The organism is Citrobacter freundii complex sp. CFNIH2 (assembly GCF_002880615.1).
GTDB lineage: Bacteria > Pseudomonadota > Gammaproteobacteria > Enterobacterales > Enterobacteriaceae > Citrobacter_A > Citrobacter_A amalonaticus_F.
This window is the reverse complement of sequence record NZ_CP025757.1, coordinates 5,250,883-5,270,235: the sequence shown is the minus strand read 5'-3', so window position 1 is coordinate 5,270,235 and position 19,353 is coordinate 5,250,883. Positions and strand designations below refer to the sequence as shown.

The 19,353-nt window shown below is 52.3% G+C and carries 8 protein-coding genes and 1 pseudogene; 1 reads left to right on the top strand and 8 read right to left on the bottom strand.

Annotation, left to right across the window (positions count from 1 at the left end; genetic code table 11):
* Positions 1-282: 282 nt before the first annotated feature.
* The 7 genes from mzaE to WM46_RS25785 form a co-directional block, all read right to left on the bottom strand.
* Positions 283-2,079: an MZA anti-phage system associated AIPR family protein MzaE gene (gene mzaE / locus WM46_RS25815; protein ID WP_102603741.1), complete on the bottom strand. Its 1,797-nt coding sequence runs from the start codon at positions 2,077-2,079 to the stop codon at positions 283-285.
* On the bottom strand, positions 2,066-3,094 hold the full coding sequence (gene mzaD / locus WM46_RS25810; protein WP_102603740.1) for an MZA anti-phage system associated PD-(D/E)XK motif protein MzaD: 1,029 nt from the start codon (positions 3,092-3,094) through the stop codon (positions 2,066-2,068). Before mzaD ends, mzaE begins: the two co-directional genes overlap by 14 nt.
* Positions 3,078-5,936 carry an MZA anti-phage system associated Z1 domain-containing protein MzaC gene (mzaC, locus tag WM46_RS25805; RefSeq protein WP_102603739.1) on the bottom strand — a complete coding sequence of 953 codons (2,859 nt, stop codon included), beginning with the start codon at positions 5,934-5,936 and terminating at the stop codon, positions 3,078-3,080. Before mzaC ends, mzaD begins: the two co-directional genes overlap by 17 nt.
* Positions 5,933-7,435: an MZA anti-phage system associated ATPase MzaB gene (mzaB, locus tag WM46_RS25800; protein ID WP_102603738.1), complete on the bottom strand. Its 1,503-nt coding sequence runs from the start codon at positions 7,433-7,435 to the stop codon at positions 5,933-5,935. The genes mzaC and mzaB overlap by 4 nt, the downstream gene beginning before the upstream one ends.
* On the bottom strand, positions 7,432-9,468 hold the full coding sequence (mzaA, locus tag WM46_RS25795; RefSeq protein WP_102603737.1) for an MZA anti-phage system associated sigma-70 family RNA polymerase sigma factor MzaA: 2,037 nt from the start codon (positions 9,466-9,468) through the stop codon (positions 7,432-7,434). The genes mzaB and mzaA overlap by 4 nt, the downstream gene beginning before the upstream one ends.
* Before the next feature lie 347 nt (positions 9,469-9,815).
* Complete coding sequence (locus WM46_RS25790; RefSeq protein WP_102603736.1) at positions 9,816-11,339, bottom strand: cyclic diguanylate phosphodiesterase; 1,524 nt, start codon at positions 11,337-11,339, stop codon at positions 9,816-9,818.
* A 249-nt stretch (positions 11,340-11,588) separates the two neighbouring features.
* Positions 11,589-14,141, bottom strand: coding sequence for an autotransporter outer membrane beta-barrel domain-containing protein (locus WM46_RS25785; RefSeq protein ID WP_262360431.1), 2,553 nt, complete (start codon positions 14,139-14,141; stop codon positions 11,589-11,591).
* Positions 14,142-14,466: 325 nt separating this feature from the next.
* Between WM46_RS25785 and WM46_RS25780 the strand changes: the two genes are divergently transcribed.
* A complete protein-coding gene (locus tag WM46_RS25780) occupies positions 14,467-14,823 on the top strand; it encodes a hypothetical protein (RefSeq protein ID WP_061075034.1) in 357 nt (118 codons plus the stop codon).
* 76 nt (positions 14,824-14,899) lie between these two features.
* On the opposite strand, the pseudogene WM46_RS25775 reads toward WM46_RS25780, so the two are convergent.
* Positions 14,900-19,186: pseudogene (locus WM46_RS25775) on the bottom strand (autotransporter outer membrane beta-barrel domain-containing protein); the annotation flags it as partial.
* Positions 19,187-19,353: the final 167 nt, after the last annotated feature.

Below are 19,353 nucleotides of genomic sequence, written 5' to 3'. Positions count from 1 at the left end.
TTGATAAAACGCGAAAATTCCGTAAAGATCTAGACTATTCCTAAAAGTTGCGTGAAGGCAACATTTTATTCCTGGATATATTCTTAAAATGCTTGCGAAACGAATGATTCAAAAGCAAGGCATCACAAAAAAAGAAACCCCGCCGGCGCGAGGTTTTGTTAATGATTAACACTGGATTTAAAATATCCCTGTTATTTATATGTTTATTCTTTTCAGTGGCACATCCCGAGAGAATAACCGCGGCGAGCTCCACAACACGCACGCCGCGCTTTGATACTGAATTTAATCATGCGAAAGGCCATCCGTTTTTGCCTGCGCGGAGAAATAGATTTTGCTGCGCACATACTCCCAGCATTCAGGCTTCTTCGCCCACTCTGAAATCATCCTGCCATTCGCGGATTCGGTCAGAAGACTATTCACCCGATGGGCTAAGCTGACAAGGCGGTTGCCCATCGTTTCCTCAATGCCCTGTTGATTCCAGATCTCTGCCAGATCCGTTTGGTTGCCATAAAGATGTGAATAGGCGGCCACGGTATAGGCGGCAATATTCGCCTTAAATGCGGGGAAAAGTGAATTAATCAACTTATAGGCTTTCTTATAAATAATGGCCTGCGCGATGTAATTTTTAAAACTCTCAATGTTCAGTTCATCCCCATAACGCTCAGTATCCTTGTCGATCATCGTCATTAATGCAGCAAAGTTCTTCTGTCCGCCGAGGCTGACTAAATCCGGACGCTGGAGCCAGGCACAATGATATTTTGCGAAATCCGTTTTCGTTATCCGGCGAGAGGCAGGAATCGCGTCTTTTAACCGTTTGATGCCAGCGGGTGTTTTACCTTCCCGTTCCAGCATAACCTTATAACTGCCGTTCGCTCGCTCGTAAAACCAACGGCTGTATCCGTCCGGGCAATACACCGTGTTTGCCATTTTTTCCAGCTGTACATGTACCGGTCGATTGGCTGACAGATCGGAAATATTGACTTTATTCTGGCTATTCGAGAAGCGCGAAATATCCGCAATTAGCATCTCTTCTTGTGCATTATTCGTCTGTTTCAGCACAATGACTTTTGCGGGTACACGCACGTTACGCAGATTGGTTGCCGGGAATTTCTTTTTGGTGAAAAACATGGAAGCCGTCGTCTGCCCACCGTTGACAATCTGCATCCCCTGCATCCACGCAATACCAGGACCACCTCCCGGCGCTTCGCCAAGCCTGACCTGATCGGCAACAATCACAATGCCGTTGTTATAAGCCATAAAACGCTCAGGCTGCTCGCGTAAAGTGTCGCGAATCCCTTTGTTGACTTTCCCCGTCTGGCTCAGAAATGAGCGCACGTTCGCTTCCAGAATCCGGTTGCCATATTTTTCATAGATAAATCGCAGCGTCTCGCCCGGAACCACCGTCAGCGCATAATCATATTCCCCCATTTCATCCGGGATCCAGACACAGGGGAGTGCGCCCCCCGCCACCTCATCAAAATTAACCTGCAGTTCGTCGCGTGGCTTACCTTCCTGCCAGTGGTTAAACAGGCGGACAATGTCCATAACCTCTAATTTAATGGTTTTACCGGCCACATCGCGGGACTGATACCAACGGGTTTTCACCTGACCATCGGTCAGAACATAAATTCTGATTTGCTCCAGTTCCGTATAGGACTGTTCGATGGTCGTCACCAGTTGCCAGGCATCATTGGACTGATCGAGCGTGGATGATAATTTACCGTCAACGCACTTCTGCAAAAATTGAATGCAGTGACCGGCAATCGCTTTTGTCTCAGCATCCGGGACGTGACAAAGCTCGTCGCTACCGTGATAAATGCTGACAAAAAGGTCAAGTTGATCGCCATCTTCTGAGAAGGCATAACCGCTGAGACGCACATTGTGTCCACTGACTTTCGCCATAAAGTGACACGTCTCGGCATCATCGAATGTCATGCCGATATCGGCCATATGACGCATAACAATATCGGTAAAAATCAGTTCCGGAAAAGGCGACTCAACCCCAGGCTGAGCCATTTGATCCTGATATTCCTTGCGAATCTCATTCTGCGTTTGACGTAAAAAATCAATAAGTTCCATGCGGTAATCCTGCAAAGTCTGACAAGCAATGGTTAAAATTTTGAGCCTGAGGAATAAGTGTCTGGAGTTCGAGTTGATAGCACGCACTCACCACCGGCAACGGGACATTGGCATGCGTCAAAGAGGGAAAATCCGCTTCAATGGGAAGTGCGAACGCCTCTGTCAGCAAGAAATGACGTGTATAGAATTCAGCATGTTCAGTGAAATATCCGACGTGACAAAGCGATCCCTCAAAAAGACAGGCCGCCGGAGCGTTTCCATCAAACCGCTGACGAAGACGGTGAATGAGGTCATTCAGGGTCGCGCCGCTGGGATGCTCGCTGAAGCGCAAACCGCACAACATGAGCGAGCCAGGCCGCAGCCAGTCCAGTTGTTCAAGCGCGTGGATGGTTACGCAAAAGCCCTGCTCTGCTGTGGTGCTTTTTACCTCAATGGCGCGTTCATCGAGTTCAAAATCCTGTAGGCCATGCTGCGGTCCTACCCATGCTTCGACTGCCGTTGACGGCGCAAGACCGCTCTCGATTAACCGCTCCAGACACGTCAATTCCCCGATTAACCCCACTTCTTCTTCATGACTGAGTGGACGGGTATCGCGCTCCATAAACGCCTGCCATAAACGAATCCGACGGAGCAGGGTTTCAAACAGACGCGGTTCAGAAACGTTCAGGAGCGAATGGAGAATATCCAGAATCATCGTCGTAAAGACATCCGCATTCCCCGTTTGCTGGCGACGGATCATCAAACCGTTCTGCCGACCCTCCTCTGTTCCGGTCATCTCAACGCGAAATCCTTTACAGGACGGCAGCGCCGTCGACCCCGGCGAAAGAGGATGAGGAAACACGGCAATCAGCATTTCTTCATTATCAGGCTGACGACGCCCGGCATGAAAGCTACAGCCCTGGTGCGTAAAAAGCCGAATCCCGCGCCAGCCCTGAGCGCCGGGCTGTTCGTCTATCTGAGATCGATCTAAGGCTTTCCAGGCCGCCAGCAGATCATCTTTACTCAGCCGCACCATACTCTTGCTCCCACAGTACGTTGTTCACTTTGTACTCCACCGTTACCCCACTGCGGCTTCCCGGAAAACTGATGCCAAAAGCCACCACCGGCAAGGCATCGTCCTGATATTCCGCTGCTGACAACGCCTGTTGCGGGTCCAGTAAGTAAATGAGCAGTAGCCCTTTTTGACGCTGTGCCGGGATGTCGTTTATGCCAAATCCTTTGATCCGGCGCAGTACTACACCACCAGGAATGGCGGGCTCCTCTCGCCCTTCATTGCGTCCGGGATCGGCATGAAAAATACGCTGCGTTTCGGCCAGCGCGGCAAGCCAGGTCGATTCATCGCAGTCAATCCCTTCATCGCGTGGGGAAAGTAAACGGCCAATGGAATAGCGGTCAGTGACCCCCTCAGACGCTTTACGCAGCATAAGCGGGACCGGGAAGCCACAGACATCGTGATGACGATCGACGCCACCCCCTATCACCGCCACTGTCCATTGGGTGAGTTCATCAACACGATTCATCCGCGTAATGAAATCCGCCAGCAGTTTGCTGTTGGCTTTCCTGGCCTGAGCGTGGGTCTCATATTCCGTTAAGAAATCAATGATCGGCTCGGGAGAGACGTTTTGCCAAATGACCCCTTTCCATTTTTCAATCTTCTCTGCGCGCCGTCTCTCAGGGATCGGCGCGCCAGAACCGACACGCCCGGTAAGATGCTGGAAGGCCGCGTAGTTACGCTTGTGGTACTCCGGTTCTTTAAACAACGAAATCGTTTCGACCACCGTGCCACTGAAAGAGAGCCAAAGTGAGCGCGCGCTACGCATTTTTAAGGGGGATGTCACCATTAACACGGGGTGTGATTTCACTTTTAGCCCGAAATCACGTGGGGTTCCGCCGCTGGCGACCATATTGTCAAACTCTTCCCGCAGCTCTTCCGAGGCATCCGCAATGTGCTCAAACCATTCAATCAGCTCATCGGTGGTATACAGCCGACATACGTCCAGATAGCCCTGGCGATAGCCAAACCAGCGTCCCATCTGCATTAACGTGTCATACATGCGGGAGGCGCGTAAGAAATAACTGGTACATAATCCCTCAAGCGTTAGCCCTCGAGCCAGTTTGTCTCCGCCAATCGCAATGACTTTTAAGCCTGTCGCACTGTCCGAATAATCAAGCGCATCCTTCGCCGTTCCGTTTATCATTCGTACCGACACGTTTTCGATCACGGTATACAGCTTGTCGACGATCTCCCGCCACGCAAAGGCATCGTCCGGAATCTGCTGCGGCATGACGTCGCGGATCGTCTGACCAGTCGGCAAAAAGTCGGCCTGCCAGAGTGATTCAAGCTGATGTAAAAAAGGCTCGTGTCCAATCCTTCGCGTCAGTCGCTGTCTCACGTCCTGAATGTAGGCGTCAATATGCTCATAAACGACCGATTGCACTTTATTGAAGCGGGTCACATGGACCAGCATCGAACTGTGTTTATCTCCTTGACCGCGCAATTCCCGGACGCAGCACGCCAGCAAAAAGCTATCGATGGCGTGTTTTAACGAGTCCGGGAAATGGGTTAGCGTATCGAGCGTGGGATAGTGCGAGCTCTTATGAGAAACCGGCATCCACCCTCTTTTTCCGTCATCGCTACAATGATCGCTCACCCGCCTGATCAAAGGTAGTTCACCGGTCCGCCCTTCCGCGGCGGCCCGACCAAATACCCTCGCCGGGCCGATGTAGTTAGAAGGTGCGCCGAGGTTAATGATAAAGGCGGAAGGGAACAAATCCGGGCCTTCATCACGCGTTTCATTGCTCTCGTGAATAAAAATATTGGCAAAGGGCGTGGCGGTATAGCCGACATACGCCTTACGGCTGAACTGCATCAACAGCTTACGAATCAGGCTATTGATTGCCGTTGGCTGATGTTCAGCATCCGGTTTTCCATCGTCATCGTAGACAATTTCCCCCGTATCAACTGAGGCGTTATCCGCTTCATCATCAATCATCAGCAGCGGTAATTCCGAAACAAAACGCTTTCCGGTGACGGGGTCAACGCTGGTGGCGACATGGTTTTCAATCCAGGTATGCAGGCGTTTCAGAATTGATTTATTTTTCTTTACCACGAACAGCCAGGGCCGTTGCTCGGGGCTGATCCCCAGATTCTTAGCCACTCCGGCACTGAAGTCGCCCTTTTCAGATCGGTTGGTGACGTAATTGGGACGAATGACGGGATCGCTATCAATATCGCCCACCCCAATGATGGTCACTTTTTCTCTGAGTGGACTCGTCTCGTAGCCAAGAAATCCTTCATCCAGACGCATTTGGGTCTGCGAGCGAAGGTTATTATGCAAACCCGCAAGCACAATGATTATCTTATATCCCGCATCCGCGGCTTTACAGATTAGACCGGTATAGTGGCTGGTTTTCCCCGACTGAACATGGCCGACCACCAGACCACGCCGGTCCCAGCGCCCTTCCCGCCCTGGCTGCTCAAGTAATCCCAGAACACGATCCGTTGAACGGTCAAGGGTATCCAGGACACCCCAGGGCATCGTTTTACCAAGCCATTGGCGATATCGATGCCAGTAGCGCCACTCGCGTTTCGCATCAGCGGTCAGCCAGGGTTGATGCCCTTCGTCATTACTCAGAGAAGTATCTTCCCCCATCCAGATGCTATAACGGCGGATCAACTCTTCGACCAGAATCTCCCGGTTATCAAGGCGGCTCCACTCCGGTTTCATCTGACAAACCATGTCAATATGTTGGCGCAGAATGCCAGGGGTGATCGTACTTTTATCCCGGCCTTGCAGAAGCGTTTGCACAATCTGCAATACACTCAGTTGCGTGTCATCCAGGGGATTCAGACTCATAGCGATTTCTCTTGTTGATCGTCGGGGAGTTGTGCAATTAATTCGGGATAATTATCGAAAGGTTCCATATTTTGCAGATGCTGTTTCGCCAGCGCCGGTGACATCGCCTGCTGACCAACCAGGGTCTGGTACATGACCTGCAATACGGATAACACCTCTGCGGGCGGCGCGGTTTCAAAGCCTGTCCGCGGCGTCTCTTTTGTCTCAGCCGTATCAAGCCAGATTTGCTGAACCGGAACGGTTTCCTCAATCAGTCTTAGCATGGCCTGAATTTGTGGGGATAACTCACCAGCCTGCGAAAGGACATTGCTGATGACAGGATGTTGTAACGAAATCTGGTAACGAACACCTGATGACGTCTTCTGCGCCTGCCAGAGATGAACGAGTTCCTCGCCGGGCTTGCGCTTATTCATTTTCCCGCGTTTGGCAAATGTCCTTACCGCACGATCGCGTGTTGATTGCGCCAGTTGAGTTAACCAGGGACGCAGCGAAACCGGCGGGCGCGCCATCGATTTACGAATATCAATCTTCCAGTCTATGTCGGCATCATTAGGGATATCCAGACGGATCCGCGCAAGGCGGTGGGTTTCATCTTTCGTCCAGGCCCGGGGACTTCCGAGTCCAAGCCAGTTGCCCGCCACCAGCAATCGCTCATTCCGGTATACATAAAATCCTTGCTGAGCCGTCCAGCCTGCCGGTCCTTGAGCCTGTTGATACTCCTGCATCGTCAGGTGATCCTGATGCGGCAGAACATGACACTCCACCTTCACGGCAGGAGCGCCTGGCGCCATTGCCGAAGGCGAATGCCAGGGCTTGGAAGGATGCCCGCTAAGAAAGGGATCCCAGGCTTTAATTTTGCGACCATTGAGGGTGAGAGTGAGTCGGGGAGAGTTCCCCTCAAGGAATCGGTGAAATACCATCGCCAGATGTTGTTCAACGCCATCCATCAGATTGAGGAAATCTTTCTCACCGTAGCCGGGGGTGACAATTCGGTCTAAAACGTCCCACAGCACCACCGTACCGTGGGAGTCAGGTTCCGCATTTGCTAACGCCTCCTGACTCCCTGGGTCAGCACCTTCAAGCAAATACCAACCGTCGTCCGTACTGGCGGCGAGAATGTCCAGATCCCACCGCAGGATGGTCGTTATTCCCTCTTTTTTAGAGGAGACCGTCAGGCGGCGACATTGCGAAAAGGAGGCGGTTTTGAGTCCAAGACCGAAGCGGCCCAGATCGTGTCCTGGACGCTTTGTCAGCGGGTTTTTGACCCCCAGCCGCATCGCAACATCCAGTTCAGCGGCCGACATGCCGCAACCATTATCCCGAACCACGATATAGCTATCCGACTCACGCCAGTGAAAAGTCAGATCGACCTTACGGGCACCAGCACTGATGCTGTTGTCGATGATATCAGCCAGTGCGGTGGCGGTGTTGTAGCCGAGCCCTCGCAGAGCTTCGATCATAATGGCTGCATTCGGTGGCGCATGGCGCATGGTCGTCATTCTTCTTCTTCCTGCATCTCGCTCAACGCGGTTTCCCACTGTTCGACGAAGCCGCCTAATTTCGACGCCCGGCTGTGATGACGGAGCTTACGGAGCGCTTTGGCTTCTATCTGACGTATCCTTTCTCGCGTGACATTAAACTGTTTACCCACCTCTTCCAGCGTGAAATCTTGCGTCATACCGATGCCAAAACGCATTTTTATGATCTGTGCTTCGCGTGGCAACAGCGTATCCAGAACCGATGAAATATGTTCTCTTAGCTCCAGAGACTGAACGGGAGCACTGGTGAAATCCCTTCTGGTCAGCAGCGCGTCTCCTGACAGGTCCTGGGCGTCATCGTGAAAATCACCAATCAGCGCCGTCTGTTCTTCATATTTAGCCATCCGAAGAAGTTGACGCTCTGGCAGGTCGGTCATTTCCTGCAACCGTCTGAGGGTGGGGGTTATCCCCTGGCGATGCAGCAACTGATCCCGACTGCTCCGCCAGCGCCTGAATTGCTCATAGAAGTGAACGGGTAAACGGATGAGCTGCGCCTGATCGGCAATTGCACGAGTGATCTTCTGGCGGATCCACCAGGAGGCATAGGTGGAGAATTTAAATCCACGCCGATAGTCGAATTTTTCAACGGCCTTGATCAAGCCCAGATTGCCTTCCTGGATCAGGTCCTCGATATCTAATCCTCGCCCGCAGTGTTTTTTCGCAATCGCGACCACCAGACGCAAATTGGCGTGGATTAACCCTTCCCAGGCGTCTCTGTAACTACTGACATACAGACTCATTTTATGGCATTCATCAGGGATGAGCGTTTGGGCGCGCTCGACTATCTGTTGCAGGTCAGCGTACTCCGGGCGAGGGATATGATTATCCTGGTACTCTTCTGCTTTCCCACTTCTCAGCAGAATGAGCAGATCGTTAAAGCTGATGGCGTCATCGTCATCGGCTGCAGAAGAGATGTCCTCATCCGCGTCGTCTTCCTCTTCAGAAATCTCAGGCGCTGGCGCCGGAAGGCGATTCGGATGCAGCAACTGAAGATATTCTGCTTCGGGTAATCCCGCCAGGATCGTCATCAAATTGATAAGCGCCGTATCCATGCGCTGCCCGAGTCGCTCTTCCTTTGTTTTATCGACGACATCCCACTGGCGAATGTCCACAAGATAACGTTCAAAGATGCCGGACAGCCGCAATGCACCGAATGCGTCAAACCAGGGGTCAAGATCGCCACTCGCCGCGAATGCCTCACAGGCATCACTTTCCGGGAAAGCATCATCGCCATCCACAATCAAAGGTAAGTCCTTGATCAAGGCCTCTACGCTGACCCGGAATTCAGGCCACGGCATGCCGAAATCCTCTTCCCCGGCAAACCGGATGTCACGCACAGAGACACGACCGGCATCCAGTGCGCCAGTGAGCAACGTTGAGAAATGGGGGTAATTTTGCGGAGAGTGAGAAACTGGCGTCGGCGGGTCAGGAAGCGAGAGTTCGATATCGATCCACTCAGCAGCGTTATCTTTCGGGCGATAGCGGGATAATAATTGCTGAGCCTCAGCGGAAGCGTGTCGTAATGTCTGATTATCTTCGGCGGGTTCCGATTCGACCTCAGCCTCCCACCGCATAAAATCCATAGCGTCTTCGGTTTCGGGAGGTTCTGTTTCAACATCGGCTTCGGCTTCAATTTCAACCTCAACGTCTGCTTCATCAACTGGCCCTCCTGCTGGTTGCTGTCCGGCAGGCGAAGGAGATTGCCGATAACGGGCCAACAGATCACGCAGCGTTTGCTCCTGCGCGAGGTCACTGGCGCAAAACCCGAGGTTGTTTTGATGTTCAACATCGACACCCGCACGCAACAACATTTCGCAAATAGCGAAATGCCCATTCTGGGCCGCAATCATCAATGGGCTATTTCCCAGAGAATCTCGTGAATCTTTCGGCAATCCCCTGCTGAGATGAAACTCCACCACGGAGGAGACGCCGCTTTTTAGCGCCCGAATAAGTAAAGGGGGAATGCGATAAAACTCAGAAACAGAGCGATGCATGTTGACAGTCTTTCCTTGTAAACCACACCCGCGGAAATGCAATCTATCTTATAGGGAGATAATCGAATTTGGTACTGTATATAAATAACCTATCAATTTAGGTGATCTTCATCATCAATTGTAAAGATAGCCAGGCACGGTTCTCAATGTAGATATTAACCGTTGAAAGTTAAAGTAACCAATTGGAAAAATTAGTGTTATCAGTTCAATACCGCTCACTGATAAAGCCTTTCCCTGGCGTACGGGCAGACTCACTCAATGCGTGCGCGCCTATTTTCCTGATAAATCAGAAGGCATGCGAGATATAAATGCCCCATGTCTCGCCACGAAAAATAAAATGCCTCCCGCTACTCCACGACCACTTTTACTTTAGGCTTTGACAGAATAATTTTTATCAGTTCGGTGAAATTAACGGGTTTAAAGAAATAATAGCCCTGTTGAAAGGTAATATTGTTGCGGTTCAGGTAGTCAACCTGCGCCTTCGTTTCCACGCCTTCCGCGACAATACTTAGCGACAGTTTTCGCGCCAAATCCAGCACGCAGTCCAGAATTCGGGTGGAATCCTCCTCCATGCTGACGCGCGCCACAAAACTTTGATCGATCTTAATGTAATCAATATGCAGGTCGTGAAGGTAAGAAAGCCCCGAATAGCCGGTGCCAAAATCATCCAGCGCAATAACAAAGCCATTCTCATGCAGCGTGTTAAGCGTCTGCACCAGGTGCTCATCGACATGCAAAGGTTCACGCTCGGTCACTTCGATCACCAGATTCAAATCTTTTCGGCTGAACCGCGCCTTAAAGTTCAGACACTCTTCGACAAAGGTTGGGGCGGTAATATGAGAGGCGCTGAAGTTAATACCGACATGAAAACCTTCTGGCAACTTCGTGGCGATAGCATTCATATGGGTAATCACCTGTTCCATCAGACTTTGCGTCAGAGGAATAATCAGCCCCGACTTTTCCGCTAGCGGAATAAATGACGCCGGGGAAATATATCCGGCTTTCGGGTGTTTCCATCTCGCCAATACCTCAACGCCCCGTAGCGTCCCTTCCCGACCATTCACCACGGGCTGGTAAAAAGGCACGATTTCTCCCTTGAGAATAGCTCTGCGCAGCGCGTCTTCCGGCGTGGTGTTTTTATTTAAATACTTAATCAGGGCATACGCGGCGAAACAAGACATGAGAAAAATGAAAATCATCATGCCCATCCCCTGACTGATGAGCCTTTGCAGGCTAAACACGGGCGGTAAATGATAACGTATTGTGAAGGGGTAACGTTTTGAGCCTACCTGTCCGAACTTCTGGTCTGTATCGTTGACGGTTACCACATCGCCGGACAGCCCCAGGATCGCCTTCCCTACCATTAATGAATAATTTACCTCTTTCAGCGGCGTACGCAGTGAATCACGAATATGCTGGTCGCTGATGGTGATGACAATTCGGCTCCCGGCAATTTGATTCTGATATAACAACACCGGTCGTCTGTTAATCGTATTATTTGCTGGCGCGAGTTGCAGCGTTGTCTCCGGTATCTCAGAAAGATAAGAAAGTAGCACGCGATTACCCGGCAGCGAAGAGCACCATATTTTGCCTTCCCGGTAGATTAAAATGGTTCGAAGATGAGGCTGTAGCGCGGCCTCCGTCCCCAGCCGGTACTGCCCTTCCTGATCGCAACCCTTTCGCGTGATATCACTGGCCGTTGATGTCGCGTGAGTTGCCTCATCAAGAATGACATCGATATCACTCGCAACATAGCGAGCCCCCGAAAGACTGCCTGCTCTCGCCGAATACCAGAGTTGCATATTCAAAACAGAAACACCGAAAATAAAGAGCAACACAGCAACGATAATAGGGAGAAGAGTGTTACGCATTGTCAGCCCCGGGCGAGAGATAAGTTATTATTTTGTCGTTGGCACGCTTAACGCCACGAATCTAAAAAGCATGGTAGAACGCGTTTAAAATAACCATAGCGCTTGAGCGATTTATTTCTCTTTCCGGATATGAAAGACAATGATTGCGTTGAAAACTGCACCTTACTCAGTGGGATTACCCACTTTTGGAGTGCAGTTTTTGTTGAAGTGATACCCCTTACCTGCTGATGCTCAGAGTTCAGAATCCCCTTAGAAATTCACTTTCACCCCCAGCATCGCGCTGGTATCGCTGTAGCCAGCATCGCCAATTTGCTGGGCAACATTACCCCAGAGATTAACGTTACGGTTAAGCTGACTTTCCACACCGGCTTTCAGTTCGGCAATGTTGCGCGTCCCAGCCTGTTCAACATCGACACCGCTCATCGACGCGCCAAAACGTTTGGTATTGTGAATCCAGTTTGCTTCGACGAAAGGTTCAAAAATACGTTCTTTCCCTTCATCAATTTTGCTGTGCCCTTTGATGAATACACGTGCGCCAAGACGAGTCTGAAGATTACCGTCTCCTTCGCTGGTCACCCGCGTACCGTTAGCTTCACGGTGCGCATTGGCTTTCACGCCCATCCAGGTTAACTGGCCCACTGTCTGGAAATAGTAGCGTTCGCGCTCATTCTTCTCGCCGATTTTCCAGGTATATCCGGATTCCACAGACGCGGTAAATCCTTTCGATTTATACTCTTCCTGCGCCAGACCGTAGCCGCTGACGGTGTTATCAAACCAGTTGTACATTAACCAGCTGTCCACGTAAGCGCCCGTTTTCTCTTCATTATTTTGCAACCACGTGCCGTAAACCCCGAGACTATAACCCTCCACGCTGCCCCTGCTGTAATAGTGGTTCAACTTATTATGAGAGTTACTTTTTTGATTAGCATATCCACCCATGACGCCAAGGTGATAGCGGTCCTTTTCATCGCCGCTCCACTGTGCGATATCTCCGCCCAACTGGACGACATAACGGTTCGCCTGGGTATTAATTTGCCCGCTGTTGTCTTTAAAACGCGTATGCCCGCCAACGTGGCGCATCCAGAGGCTGGAAACGCTCTCCGTTTCTCCTTTCAGGGCGTCTACATAGTGAGGCTCGCCTAAACGGTCATGTAAACGATGCTGGAACAGCGTGTTCGCAGCCGCGATGTTTGCCACGTACTCTCCCCCTTCAGGGCGAATCACGGGTGTAGGTTTCGGGCCAGGCTCGGGAGAAGGTTCCGGCGTCGGGCTCGTCGCAATACCACTCACGAGATACCAGTTTTCCCCTTTGCGCACGACATCATAGTCATAGGCGCCAGCGACAATACGCCCATGTTTGGTAAACGTACCGATCGACTCGCCGCCAACGTTAACAATTTCGATCCCCTGCTGAGTCAGCGCGCCCTGGCCGCCAATATTGTTGATGCTGACCTGAGTATTCCCCGCTGCCACATCACCCAACACATACAGTTTATCGGTTAATGAATCGTCGCCGCCCAGCACCGTATTCAGCGTCAGGATGCCATTCGTACCGGAATAATCCTCAACGACGTGAAGATATTTAGGTGTGTAGGATGCGAAAGTGGTGGGTGCGGTGTACGTCAAATTCGCATCATGCAGATCGAGACGCGTAACGACCGAATCTTCCGTCATATTCCAGACGCTATTGGTTCTGGACATATCAAGGTAAATATAACCGTTATCTACGGTATTCAGGGAGTTATCAGCATTGAGTTGGGTTGAGTTGGCGCTACCGGTAAACGCAGAGCCCTGGGTCATACGGAGATCGATAACCCCCTGCCTGTCCGCCAACAAATCACCGTTGACGATATAGGTTCCGCGTGACTGCTGTCCTCCCAGGTATGAGGAGCCGATATACGAACCAAAACCGGTCGAATGCATCGCGTAACTTCCGGCACCTTCCAGATCAATATTCACGTTCCGGGTCAGGAAGATTTTCCCGCCTTCGTAGTTTTGCGTCTGGGCTCTGAGCATGCGCGTTCCCGGCGGTACATACTTATTGCCATCCTCCGCTTTCAGTCCCGTCGCCCTGTCGCCACGGGTAACGATCGCAATATCGCCAACCTGGATCATGCCCGTTTTATTGGCGTAAACCGCATGGGCTTCATCGCCATTGGTTTGTACGGAAACATGATTTCCCAGCGTAATGCGAGCGGTACTGTGATCGGGAATAAACCCCATTGCGTTCAGATAGTAGGCGGAACCGGCATACACGCCATAACCCGCGCCCCTGTTAACATTGCTGCCGGTACCATCGGTAACAATGGAGACATTATCCCCGGCGGTTAAAATATTATTCCTGTTACTCCCCAGGGTCAGTTCCAACGCAATTCCCATGCCATAGCGTGCATAAATATTCGTGGTACCCGCGAGAGTGATATTAGCATAGTCCACTTCCTGCAATAAAATTCCGGAAGAATTTTCACCATAGGTTTTAATCGTTAAATTACCATCAATGGTCGCCGTAGCAATTCGGCCAATAATGCCATCCGAATACTTTCCAAGTGTCGTAATCGTAATATCCTTCGGTGTCAAATGATGTGTTGTCTGGCGGAAATCAAATCCATAGCCTCGTTCATTCGCCGTCGTATTAATGGCGATGCTGTCATAACCGTTAATTTTACTGTCGATATCATTCACCAGCCCTGTGTCACCATTGCAGACAGCACTCACCCCATCAGCAGAACTACACACGGCTTCGGCGGCAACCCCCTCGAAGGAAAATACCCCCATCAGTAAGGCATACTTCTTTATTGTCATAAACGACTCCATGTCATTATCAATTTTTCGTCACATCTTTACTGGCATTTAAATATATTTACACTCATAGGAATTTTCAGATTTAACATCCGGGGTCTTATAACAGACACCCCAAAATCAGACAATTCACGTTTCATAAAAACCTTTAAAAACAAAAGGATATTTTTTTGACAATATTCTTAATAGCGAAAGAGGTTTGTTCAAATGCCTGAATGACGGCGGTTGCCATCATTGTTTTCACTTACAGTTTTTTCCTAAAGCCAGCGCTTCGTTAAGATGCCATGCTTAAACACGCTAATAACTTATAACGTAAAGCGAGGACATGATGAAAAAGACCCTAATCGCATTATCTGCACTTCTGCTGGCTTCTCCTGTTTTTGCCGCTACGACACACGCAACCGATAATGATGTCGCCGCCGCACATGAAAATGCAAATACAGCAAAAGAGAAATTACACCAGGCGCAGAATCAGGGTGAAGAGCAAAAACTGAAAATGGAACACCGCGCCGAAGGTAAACAGGATAATATCAGCAGCAAAGTCAGCGAAGGCTCGCAGAAGACCTGGAATAAAACCAAAGAAGGCACCGAGAAAGGCTGGAATGCCACGAAAGAAGGTGCTGAGCAGGGCTGGAATAAGACCAAAGAAGGCGCAGCCAGCGTAGAGAAGAAAATCAGCGAATAAACCTTTCGACTTGATCATTAAAGAATAAAAAAGCCGCTTACGCGGCTTTTTTATTTCTGCTTTTACCTGTCTTAACTTACCAGCTGTATTTCACCCCCAGCATGCCCTGGGTATCGCTGTAGCCCTTATCCCCCAGTTGCACACCGACATTCCCCCAGACGCTTAAACGGTTATTCAGTTTACCTTCCACCCCGGTACGCACTTCACCCAGATTGCGCGCGCCATCACGGCTGATTTTCACGCCATCCATCTTCACGCCCCAGGTGTCGGTATTGTGGATCCAGTTCACTTCGACATAGGGCTGGAACTCGCGCTGTTGTCCGTCATCCATTTTGTGATGACTGTTGAGGTACGTTTTCACCCCCAGACGCGTCTGAATGTTGCCATCACCTTCTGTTTCAATGCGCGTACCGTCATGCCGGGTATGCGTATCAGACTTCACGCCCATCCAGGTGACCTGTGCCTGCGGCTGGATGTACCAGGTGTTCAGAGAACCCTGGCTGCCGCTGAACGTTCCGGCCTTGAGGGTGTAACCCGTTTCCAGCGAGGCAGTCAGCCCCTTTGAGTCATAGCTGTCGCTCTCACGCTCGTCCGCGTCCACCGTGTTGTCGAACCAGTTGTACAGCAACCAGCTATCAACATACGCCCCCGTGCTGTCCACGACATTCTGATACCAGGTTCCGTACAGACCCGCGCTGTAGCCGCTGGTACGTCCGTCTGAACCGTATCCGGCACGGTTGCTGTGGGTGTTGCTGTGTTCATTGGCATAACCGCCCATTACGCCGAGATGCCAACGGTCCAGCCCGTCCATACTCCACTGTGCAATGTCGCCGCCCAGTTGCAGCACGTAGCGATTACTCTGTGTTTTCAGTTGACCGTCACCCGCCGAGGAACGTTCATGCCCGCCGACGTGACGCATCCACATGCTGCCGGCCAGCCCCTCATCCTTGAGCGCATTGATGTACTGCGGCTCACCTAGACGATCGTGCAAACGGTGAGCAAACAGCGTGTTCGCAGCGGAAATATTGCTGGTATAGCTTCCCGCTTCCGGTCGCAGAGCCTCCACCGCCTGCGGATCGACAACCGGCGGGTTGTCTGAGTCAATCACGCCATCCCATTTACTGGTCAGATACCAGTTTTTCGCCGCCTCGCCGGTTCCCTTCGCCAGCGTGTAGACATATGCACCGGCCTCCACGGAGCCACGGTTCAGGGCGAATTGACCGGCGGAATTGCCGTCCACTTGCACCAGTTCAATGCCATTGCGGGTCTGCGCGCCAGTACCGCCAACGTTATTGACGTCCACCCGCGTGTTGCCGGAGGTATCGCCATGAACGGTCAGTTTGTCCGTGGCTGAATCATCACCGCCGAGGGCCGTGTTAAATACCATCAGACCGTCATTACCGTGGTAGTTACCGTCTACATCCAGGTGATTACCCGGCTGCATGCCCGCACGCCCCAGGATCACAGTGCCGCTGTGAGTCAGATTGCCGCCGACCGTAAAGTTGGACACCTGCATCGTCCCGCCGCTCATCACATCCACATCCCCGGCGGTGCGACCATACCCCGACAGGGTAGCGCCATCGTGAATATTCACCTGCTGGTTAGCCATATCGACGGCAGAATCGGTATCGCTACCCAGCACAATCTCACCGTCGAGAATATCGGTGGTGCCTGTCCAGGACACAAAATCCTGTTTCAGTGTCAACACGCCGCTACCGGTCTTGGTCAGATCGCCTGTGCCGCTAATGACATTGTCCAGCGTCCAGTCCGTGTCCGTCGCTACCGTCAACAGGCCGTTATCCGTGACAGAGGCAGTGCCAAGGTTCTGCTGTTCACTGACGGTCAGTTTGTTGTCCGTGTCGATATTGAACAGACCGCTAAAGCCGCTGTTATCTCCACTGACGACCACATCTGACATGTTTGCCACATCAATGCCGCCCGCTCCGCTGAGGGTGTTCGTCAGCGTGCCGACAACGCCATTCAGGGTCAATGTCCCGTCGTCGACGATATCGCCGCTGCCTGCGCCCAGCACATCATTTACGCTCACTTCCGCCCCGCTGCTGATGGTAGTTTTAGCCGTCAGCGCAGCGTTGGCACCGTCAATCGTTAACAGGCCACCGTTGACATTCAGCGCGCCGCTACCGGCCAGACGTCCCTCGCTAAGCCCACCGTTCGACAGGGTCAGCGAGCCGCCATTCAGTGCTAAGGTGGAGTCGGACTGCCCTGTCAACGTGCCCGCCGTCTGGGTTGTAGCGTTGAGATCGGCGGTCGCTCCGCTACTGATGTGCAATTCGCTGGTCTCGCCCAACGCGCCATCGGCATCGGTGCGCAACGTCCCTGCCTGTACCTGCGTGGCGCCACTGTAGTCGTTCAGGCCGTTGGAGAGCGACACGACATCGGCCGTATTCACCGCCAGATTGCCGCTACCGGAGATCGTTGCCGACATATCCGCACCGGCACCCGTTACGCCCGCATACGGCGACAGCACCAGCGTTTGCCCGGAGAGAATATCCAGCGCCTTCAGGCCGTAGTTCACATACAGACCATCACCCGGCGCGGTAGTAAGACGAAAACCATACTGCCCGTTCGCCACGGTCGTCCCGCTTTGCGCTATCTGAATGGTTTTATCTGCCGCAACTGGCGTACCGTTTTGATCGGCAAGCGTCAGCGAACCACCCGACCCAAGGACAATCGACGCTTTCACCAGTTGTACGCCAATCTCTGTGTCATCCTGCTGGAGCAGGTTTGCGGTGGTATCTGGATTCGCCGCCGCGCCAGTATCGTTCCAGGGATCGGCAAGATTAACTTTCACCGTACCGGTACCGTCTGCCTGATGTGCGCGTCCGTTGTATATTACCCCCTCTGCGCCGGCGACGAGGGTATTGACCGACACCAGACTGTTGGAGATCGTTGTCCCCGGAAGAGTAACGTCAAAAGCCAGCGTGCCCCCATTAAAAAGTAGCCCCGTAAGATACTGCGTACCGCTGACGGTTGTGGTGTTCCCCGCACTGCTGATTAACAGCGATTGTGCCAACGACGAAGCGTTATTCCCGGAAAGCGCAAATGTGCTATTGCGTAACTCAACCGCTCCGCGAAAACTGTTGCCGACGGCAGGCGTAAAGGAAAAGACATCATCCCCTGCGTGCAGATTGACAGACATCAACCCCGTGCCGTTCAACACATTACTGAAGGCAAAGTCATTGGTGCTGGTGTTGGTGGCACCGACAATTTCGAGCGTGCCGTCACTGCCGATCGTCACCTCACTGCTGCCAAGGCCGGTTCTGTTAGCGCTAGATTGCAGAGCCGAGGTGAGCGTGCCGCCATTGACAATGGTCTTCCCGCTGTAGGTATTGTCCCCCGTCAGCACGGTATGCCCGGCCTGATGAACAATCGTTCCCTGGCCCGTAATCGGCATGGTGAGTTGATATCCTCCCGCCGTGGACGGGTCGTTGGTGGTGTGGTTGAGCACAAGAGAACCGGTGCCCGAGCCGAACGTCACGCCGGTCACGCCGGAAATCACGCCTGCCCCGGTGGCGGCCTGCCCCTCAGCCGCGCCGATATTCACCACGCCGGTGCTTGAGGCATTCTGCGCAATGAACAGTTTGCCATTCAGGTTAAGCGCACCGCCGTTACTCAGGTTGAGAGTACCGTCGCCCACGGCGCCGACGGTGGCTGACGTCGCATCCAGACGCGATCCGGCACCGTTGATATTCACCGTCCCCTGGCCGCCATTTGCCGCCAGGCTCACCGCGCTGGCAACCACTTTCCCACCCGACTGAATATCCAGTATCCCCGTCGCGGAATGACCCACGTTGAGTCTTTTGGTGACGTCACTGGCGTCGGCGATCCGCCATTCCCCGCCATTACTGATATTCACTCGCCCGTAACCAGCAGGCGAACGCGCCAGCATACTGTCGGCGCTACTGCGTACAATAGCAGAGTCAGAGATATTCAGCGTTCCCGAACCATAATCCCCGACCCGCAGCGCGCCGGTGCTCATTGTTGAATTCTGACCGCTAACGCTGACGGTTCCGACTCCGGAGGCAAAACTGCCAATCGTTGTCATACCGGCGTTCAGCGCACCGCCCTCTTCAATGTTAATCACTCCTGTGCCGCCATAACCAATATTCAGGTCCTGGTACGCGCCTGAGGGATTGACTAAATTCCACTGTCCACCCGTACGGATCGTGGCGGACCCGTGACTGCCGGTTGAACCGCCCAGGACGCCCAATCCTGAAGTATTCACCACCGCAGAGTTGGAGAGGGTCATGGCTCCGGTACCTGACTCAGCAAGGGTCATCGCCCCTGAGCGTAACGAAGAGCCGGAACCATCGACGTTCACCGTACCGTTCGCCTGAGTGTTATCGCCAATAGTGAGCTTGTAGACATCCGATCCTGCCACCACACCGCCCGCGAGAATATTCAGCGTCCCGACGCCGTTCATGCCGACGAAAGTGTAGTAATCCAGTGAATATCCCGTCGACACGTTGACGACCTCGCCATTATCGATAATAGCCGAATAGGCGGGAA

What these genes read in the sequence shown, in the direction of transcription:
- mzaE (WP_102603741.1), bottom strand. Translation starts at nt 2,079, where the DNA reads ATGGAACTTATTGATTTTTTACGTCAAACGCAGAATGAGATTCGCAAG.
- mzaA (WP_102603737.1), bottom strand. Translation starts at nt 9,468, where the DNA reads ATGCATCGCTCTGTTTCTGAGTTTTATCGCATTCCCCCTTTACTTATT.
- mzaD (WP_102603740.1), bottom strand. Translation starts at nt 3,094, where the DNA reads ATGGTGCGGCTGAGTAAAGATGATCTGCTGGCGGCCTGGAAAGCCTTA.
- mzaB (WP_102603738.1), bottom strand. Translation starts at nt 7,435, where the DNA reads ATGACGACCATGCGCCATGCGCCACCGAATGCAGCCATTATGATCGAA.
- WM46_RS25780 (WP_061075034.1), top strand. Translation starts at nt 14,467, where the DNA reads ATGAAAAAGACCCTAATCGCATTATCTGCACTTCTGCTGGCTTCTCCT.
- WM46_RS25790 (WP_102603736.1), bottom strand. Translation starts at nt 11,339, where the DNA reads ATGCGTAACACTCTTCTCCCTATTATCGTTGCTGTGTTGCTCTTTATT.
- mzaC (WP_102603739.1), bottom strand. Translation starts at nt 5,936, where the DNA reads ATGAGTCTGAATCCCCTGGATGACACGCAACTGAGTGTATTGCAGATT.
- WM46_RS25785 (WP_262360431.1), bottom strand. Translation starts at nt 14,141, where the DNA reads ATGACAATAAAGAAGTATGCCTTACTGATGGGGGTATTTTCCTTCGAG.